The organism is Herbaspirillum sp. UBA812 (assembly GCF_002296545.1).
GTDB lineage: Bacteria > Pseudomonadota > Gammaproteobacteria > Burkholderiales > Burkholderiaceae_D > Herbaspirillum > Herbaspirillum huttiense.
In genome coordinates, this window is sequence record NZ_DBIC01000361.1 from 1 (window position 1) to 5,458 (window position 5,458).

At 61.5% G+C, this 5,458-nt stretch carries 9 protein-coding genes; 3 read left to right on the forward strand and 6 right to left on the reverse strand.

Annotation, left to right across the window (positions count from 1 at the left end; translation table 11 throughout):
- Positions 1–153 precede the first annotated feature (153 nt).
- On the forward strand, positions 154–822 hold the full coding sequence (locus B3873_RS23935; protein WP_134222656.1) for a GntR family transcriptional regulator: 669 nt from the start codon (positions 154–156) through the stop codon (positions 820–822).
- A gap of 18 nt (positions 823–840) precedes the next feature.
- On the opposite strand, the gene B3873_RS23940 is transcribed toward B3873_RS23935, so the two are convergent.
- From B3873_RS23940 to B3873_RS23955, 4 genes are all read right to left on the reverse strand, one after another.
- Entirely contained in the window at positions 841–1,740 is a 900-nt protein-coding gene (locus B3873_RS23940; protein ID WP_286869440.1) for a pseudouridine synthase, read from the reverse strand.
- Positions 1,737–3,074 (reverse strand): type II toxin-antitoxin system HipA family toxin, encoded by a 1,338-nt coding sequence (locus B3873_RS23945; protein ID WP_286869442.1) that lies wholly within the window; start codon positions 3,072–3,074, stop codon positions 1,737–1,739. The genes B3873_RS23940 and B3873_RS23945 overlap by 4 nt, the downstream gene beginning before the upstream one ends.
- Positions 3,071–3,373: a helix-turn-helix transcriptional regulator gene (locus B3873_RS23950; RefSeq protein ID WP_039785683.1), complete on the reverse strand. Its 303-nt coding sequence runs from the start codon at positions 3,371–3,373 to the stop codon at positions 3,071–3,073. The genes B3873_RS23945 and B3873_RS23950 overlap by 4 nt, the downstream gene beginning before the upstream one ends.
- A gap of 198 nt (positions 3,374–3,571) precedes the next feature.
- Positions 3,572–3,760 carry a YjfB family protein gene (locus tag B3873_RS23955; protein WP_039785682.1) on the reverse strand — a complete coding sequence of 63 codons (189 nt, stop codon included), beginning with the start codon at positions 3,758–3,760 and terminating at the stop codon, positions 3,572–3,574.
- A gap of 207 nt (positions 3,761–3,967) precedes the next feature.
- Between B3873_RS23955 and B3873_RS23960 the strand changes: the two genes are divergently transcribed.
- Positions 3,968–4,348 carry a type II toxin-antitoxin system RelE/ParE family toxin gene (locus B3873_RS23960; RefSeq protein WP_286869445.1) on the forward strand — a complete coding sequence of 127 codons (381 nt, stop codon included), beginning with the start codon at positions 3,968–3,970 and terminating at the stop codon, positions 4,346–4,348.
- Positions 4,329–4,664 carry a helix-turn-helix domain-containing protein gene (locus B3873_RS23965; protein WP_121041619.1) on the forward strand — a complete coding sequence of 112 codons (336 nt, stop codon included), beginning with the start codon at positions 4,329–4,331 and terminating at the stop codon, positions 4,662–4,664. The genes B3873_RS23960 and B3873_RS23965 overlap by 20 nt, the downstream gene beginning before the upstream one ends.
- Positions 4,665–4,746: 82 nt before the next feature.
- On the opposite strand, the gene B3873_RS23970 is transcribed toward B3873_RS23965, so the two are convergent.
- Together B3873_RS23970 and B3873_RS23975 are read right to left on the reverse strand one after the other, a co-directional pair.
- Positions 4,747–4,935 carry a hypothetical protein gene (locus tag B3873_RS23970; RefSeq protein ID WP_034331488.1) on the reverse strand — a complete coding sequence of 63 codons (189 nt, stop codon included), beginning with the start codon at positions 4,933–4,935 and terminating at the stop codon, positions 4,747–4,749.
- Between the two features lie 210 nt (positions 4,936–5,145).
- The coding region (locus B3873_RS23975) for an anti-sigma factor family protein (RefSeq protein WP_414651571.1) at positions 5,146–5,458 on the reverse strand (313 nt) is incomplete at its 5' end.

Consider the following 5,458-nt stretch of genomic DNA (forward strand, 5'->3'; position numbering starts at 1 on the left):
GGTCATGCTGGTATCTCCTCCAGGAATTGATGGAACTACTGTGTTTTTATGCTCTCATCGTGTATACAATTTCAGCCGAAACGCATACATTGTCAAGCATTAATCCCGTGGAAGCCCTTCCCTTTACAATGCTTGTTTTAGAGGCAACACACCATGGACACGCCAAAGACCCGTTCTGAAACCCTGCGCGAATCAATTGAAGAGCTGATCGCCGTCGGCAAGCTGGCGCCGGGCCAGCACCTGGATGAAACCTCGCTGGCCGAGGAATTCGGGGTTTCGCGCACGCCCATCCGGGAGGCGCTGATCCAGCTGGCCTCGATGGGCATCGTCGAGATGCGGCCGCGCCGGGGGGCCATCGTGGCCGAGATCGGCCCGCAGCAATTGATCGAGATGTTTGAAGTGATGGCCGAATTCGAAGCCATGTGCGGGCGCCTGGCGGCGCGCCGCATGACGCCGGCCGAACATGCCGAGCTGCTGGCGGCGCACCAGGCCTGCCAGGCGGCGCGCGATGCCAGCGATCCGGATGCCTATTTCTACCTGAACGAGGCCTTCCACGACCACATCTACGCCGGCAGCCACAATGGCTTCCTGGCCGAGCAGGCGCGCGCCCTGCACCGCCGCCTGCGGCCGTATCGCCGCCTGCAGTTGCGGGTGCGGGATCGTCTCAAGATGTCCTATGACGAACACCAGGCCGTGGTCGATGCCATCATCGCCGGCGACCCGGAACGCACCGTCGAGGTGCTGCGCCAGCACATAATGATCCAGGGGCAGCGGTTTGCTGACCTGGTGGCTTCCCTGCATCAGCTCAAATCGGCCGCCTGAACTGGGTTAGCGCATCGGCTACAGGCTGCGCTGGCTGACGAAATGCCGCTCGCGGCCGTCGAGCGGATCGATGAAGAAGAGCGAACGGGCCAGCAGTTTGAGGGGCTTGTCCAGATCATCGGCCACGCCCACGGGCACGGCGTGCGGATAGAACAGATCGTTGAGGATGGGAATGCCCAGCGAGGCCATGTGCACCCGCAACTGGTGACGCCGTCCGGTGACCGGTTCCAGCTGGTAGAGGCCGAATTCTCCCCGCTGCTCCAGCAGGGAAATGTGGGTTTCCGAATTGGGCGTACCTTCGGCCTCATGCATCTTGAAGAACTGTTCAGGGATCTCTTCCACCCGGCTGCGGTGCACCCGTGGCAACGCCAGATCCGGCCGCAGCGGGGCAATCGCTTCATAGACCTTGAACATGGACCGTTGCTGGAACATGGACTGATACTTGCCCCGGCTGGCAGGCTGATGCGAAAAGACGATCACCCCGGCCGTCTCCCGGTCCAGGCGGTGGATGGGGACCAGGTCCTGCAGGCCTGTGGTTTTCTTGAGCCGCACCAGCAGGGTCTCCTGCACGAAGCGGCCGGTCGGGATCACCGGCAGGAAATGCGGTTTGTCGGCCACCAGCAGGTGATCGTCCAGATGCAGAATCTTCTCTTCCACCGGGATGCGCGCTTCACCCTCAGGCAATTCGCGGTAGTAGAAAATGCAATCGCCGCTGCGATAGGGCGACTCCGGGCGCAATGCTTCATCATGCTGGTTGCGCACCTCTCCTCGTAGCAGGCGCTCGCGCCAGATCGATTCGGGGACGGCCGTAAAGCGCTCGGCCAGGAAGGACAGCATGTCGCGCCAGGGCCCCGGTTGCAGCCACAGGTAGCTGGGCGACAAGCCCTCGCGCATGGGCAGGGTGGGCGTGGGCCTCATGCGCCCTCCGCGCTGGCAGGCTTCCTGCGCGCGGCGCGGCGGCGCCAGGCGGCCACGCTGGCATTGGCCTCCAGATGCGCCAGCAGCTTGCCGCGCTGGGCGTCGGTGAAGGGCAGGCTCTCAATCAGGGCCGGCCATTGCGTCATGGCGCGTTCCACCGTGTCCACCAGCACCGCCTGCAAGCGTGGCTCCGGCAGCCGCCAGAGGTTGGCGAGCTGGCGCAGGATGGCGGGCGTGAGCAATTGCTTGCCCTTCTGTCCCGGTACGAAGGCCAGCGCATGGCCATCACCGCCCACGTAAGCGGCATAGGCCACGATGTCATAAGCTGGCGAGAGCGCGGCCTGCTGGGGCGTGTGATACAGCAGGCTGAAATTCTTCAGGTGCGCATCGAAATTGCCGAGCAGCTCGTTGACCTTGATCCGCCGCAGCAACTCGTAGACATCCTCTGCCCCGCGCGTACTGCGCTCCAGCAGCACCACGCCGATGGCCGCATAGGTGCCGACATACTTGGCCGCCGGCGCGGTACCGGTGACCTGGGCGAAATCTTCCATGTGCAAGCGTCCGGTCGGCGTGGGTGCATCGCGGTCGAAGCGTTGCACCAGCAGGAAACGGCTGGCGTCGTTGCGCAGGCCGAACGGCAGATGATCGCCGATGGCCGACAGCGGCTCCAGGCTGAACTGGCAAGTCTGCACGCCAGCGGCAGCGGCCAGGGTCAGCGAAGCAAACTCCACCTGCGGCATGTTGGGATAGTCGGTAGCCGGCAGCTTGGCGATGAAATGGCTGCCCTGGCTATCCTTGGAACGCATGACGTAGCGCCCCCCGCTCTCCCGCACCAGCGCCAGCTTGGGCTGCACGCCGGAGAGCGATTCCCCGCCCGGCACCGGCAACTGGCCGGAACTCATCTCGTAGCTGTCGTGGCCCTGGCCCAGCAGGCGTCCAAGACCGCGTTCATCCAGTTCTTCGGCCAACGCCGAGACATCGCCCGGCAGATCGCGACCGCAATAGGCCAGAAGGCCAAATTCATCGTCCGGAGCGAGACCGGCGCGCTGGATCAGGTGTTTGCGCAACTGCCCTTCGGGCAGGAGATTCTGGAAGAAGGGAGGCAATCCGCCACGGCCATCCCCCCGGTTGGCCGCCAGCGTGGGATCGAGCAACTGGGCGCGGGTACGCTCTTCGGTGGAGGCCAGATAAAGCTGCGAGAGGACGGGACGATCGTCCCCCTGCAAGGCATAGGCGTCATCGAAACGGAAATAGCAGCGCCCGTCATCCAGGGAGAACAAGGAACCGACCTCGGTCTGCCCGAGGCGGATGCGCAGGGAACGCAGCATGCTCATGCCCCGCCTCCTTCGCCCATGAGCGCTTGCAGCCGCGCCCCCAGTTCGGTCTGGCTGCCAGCGCCTTGCGCCTCGGCGGCGCGCAGCGGCGCTGCTTGGCGCGGCAACAGCAGCAGGTCCAGCTCCAGCTCCTCGCACAGGGCCAGCAGCTTGACCAGTTCGATGTTGCCGCGCCCGGTTTCCAGCGCCAGCAAGGTGTTGCGGTGCATCCCGGCCAGCGCGGCCAGCGCGACAGCCGTCATCCCCCGTGCTTTACGCGCGGTGCGGATGCGGCGGCCGATGTCTTGCAGATTGGTCATCAGAAGATCCAATTAAATGGTTCTTTTTAAATATAACCATTATATTGGTCGTCCGCACGAAATCAAGAACAATAGATTGTGCATTTAATTAAACGCACAATCTATTGTTCTTTCGAAGAATTGGCAGCGGGGCGATCCGACGATGCGCACAAAAAAAATCGCAGTCCGGCGAGGACTGCGATTTCAAGAGGACGGTGTTCAGGCAGTGGTATTGACGTTGCGCCCGATGTTCGGGTTGGCCGGCAACGGCGGCAATGCCTGCAACAGGCCCACGGCGGCAGAAGCCTGGCTGTCGAGCGCTTTCTTCAGCATCAGTACGTTGACCGAATCCGAAGTCTTCGCCGCAGCCATGCTGGTGGCCAGTGATGCGATTTGATTGACATCCATGGTGCTCTCCTTTTGGGGGATACCGGGAAACAGGATGCGTCGCCCAGTGCCTTGATTACGGCATTGGACGCTGTTTCTTTACATCAATCAAGAAAAATTTCGAGATACTCACACGCGAACGTCGACTCGTATCAAGGTTGTTCGAGAACCTCCCACTAAAAATCGCAGCCAGCCAGCTATTTACCTGAACAGGTATAGCCTGCTACGATGTTTATCAATGAGAAACCACTCGAATGGATCGCGAGCAGCTACAAGGATCTGCTGGCATTGCCAGCGGAAGTCCGCCAGCGTTTCGGCTTCGCATTGTCGCTGGCGCAGATGGGCGAGCGCTACGAAAAAACCAAGATATTGAAGGGTTTCAGCGGTGCCGGCGTGCTGGAGATTCTGGAAGACCATATTGGCGACACCTTCCGGGCTGTCTACACCGTGAAGTTCGAAGAAGCCGTGTTCGTACTGCACTGCTTTCAGAAAAAAAGCAAAAGCGGAATTGCCACACCCCAGACGGACATGGAAATCATCCGGACCAGACTCAAGATCGCTACTGCCAGAGCCGAGGAGCTACGTCATCATGCAAAAAACAATCGTTGAGGGAACCGACATCCTCCGCAGCAGCGGCAATGTCTTCGCCGATCTTGGTCTGCCGGATGCCGACAAGCTGCGCATCAAGACTGGTCTGGTCATCGAAATCCGCAAGGCGATGCGTGCACTGGGACTGAGTCAACAGGCGGCGGCGCAACGCATGGGGATTCCACAACCAAAAGTGTCGGGCATGATGCGCGGCGACTTCAGCAACCTGTCCGAGCGCAAGCTGATGGACTGTCTGACACGGCTGGGCTACGACATCGAGATCCAGGTGCGGCCTGCCGCCGCCTCCCTCGGATGCCTGACCTTGACCGTAGCCTGAAAAGCCCCCAAAGCCCGCACAAAAAAAATCGCACCCCGAAGGGTGCGATCAAGCGGACGCCAAGGCAGCACGCCCTGGCCACCTAGACGATGGTATTGATGATGCGTCCAATGTTGACATTGGCCGGCAGGCGCGCCACGGTCGTCGCGACACCTACCACATCATCCACCGCCGCCTTGGCGACCTTGCCCAGATCGATGCCGACGGACTGCGCCGCCTTGTCGACCAGCCAGGCCGTTGCTGCACCGCTGGCGATAGTTGCTAGCTCCATATGAAACTCCTTGTCTGAAGTGCAACCGGACCATGGCGTCAGCCTGATCTCGCATGTTTCCACATCCCCCCACCATGGTTGATCAGGCTTTACGTCATGGGTAAATGTGTTAGCGGCAGGCAAGCAGACAGTCTTGACGGGAGTTGCCCCGTCCTTACCCGCTTTTGCATGTGTAAACCTCAAGTCGGAACAAGGTCCGCCGTAAGGTGCTCAGCGTGACGGCGCGGGCGGCAATGGCACCAGTTGCTCGTAGACCGAACTGGCAATGCGCGACAGTTCAGCGCGTGGAACGCCGCCCGACAGCGCATAACCGAACTGGCCATCGATCCAGTAGAAGACGTTGACCTTGCCTTCCTGAGCGAAGCGGAAGCCGGTCTCGCTGTTCTGCACCTGGTCGTGCGAGACATACAGGGTCAGCCGCTGTCCGGCCGCATCCTGATACATGAACTGCGCCACCGGACCGCTCTGCCCCGGCAGCAGCCGGCCACCGATCAGGTCGTACCCCAGCGGTGCCAGCTTGGGG

Coding starts and splice junctions, on each gene's coding strand:
- B3873_RS23935 (WP_134222656.1), top strand. CDS start 154: ATGGACACGCCAAAGACCCGTTCTGAAACCCTGCGCGAATCAATTGAA.
- B3873_RS23940 (WP_286869440.1), bottom strand. CDS start 1,740: ATGAGGCCCACGCCCACCCTGCCCATGCGCGAGGGCTTGTCGCCCAGC.
- B3873_RS23945 (WP_286869442.1), bottom strand. CDS start 3,074: ATGAGCATGCTGCGTTCCCTGCGCATCCGCCTCGGGCAGACCGAGGTC.
- B3873_RS23950 (WP_039785683.1), bottom strand. CDS start 3,373: ATGACCAATCTGCAAGACATCGGCCGCCGCATCCGCACCGCGCGTAAA.
- B3873_RS23955 (WP_039785682.1), bottom strand. CDS start 3,760: ATGGATGTCAATCAAATCGCATCACTGGCCACCAGCATGGCTGCGGCG.
- B3873_RS23960 (WP_286869445.1), top strand. CDS start 3,968: ATGTTTATCAATGAGAAACCACTCGAATGGATCGCGAGCAGCTACAAG.
- B3873_RS23965 (WP_121041619.1), top strand. CDS start 4,329: ATGCAAAAAACAATCGTTGAGGGAACCGACATCCTCCGCAGCAGCGGC.
- B3873_RS23970 (WP_034331488.1), bottom strand. CDS start 4,935: ATGGAGCTAGCAACTATCGCCAGCGGTGCAGCAACGGCCTGGCTGGTC.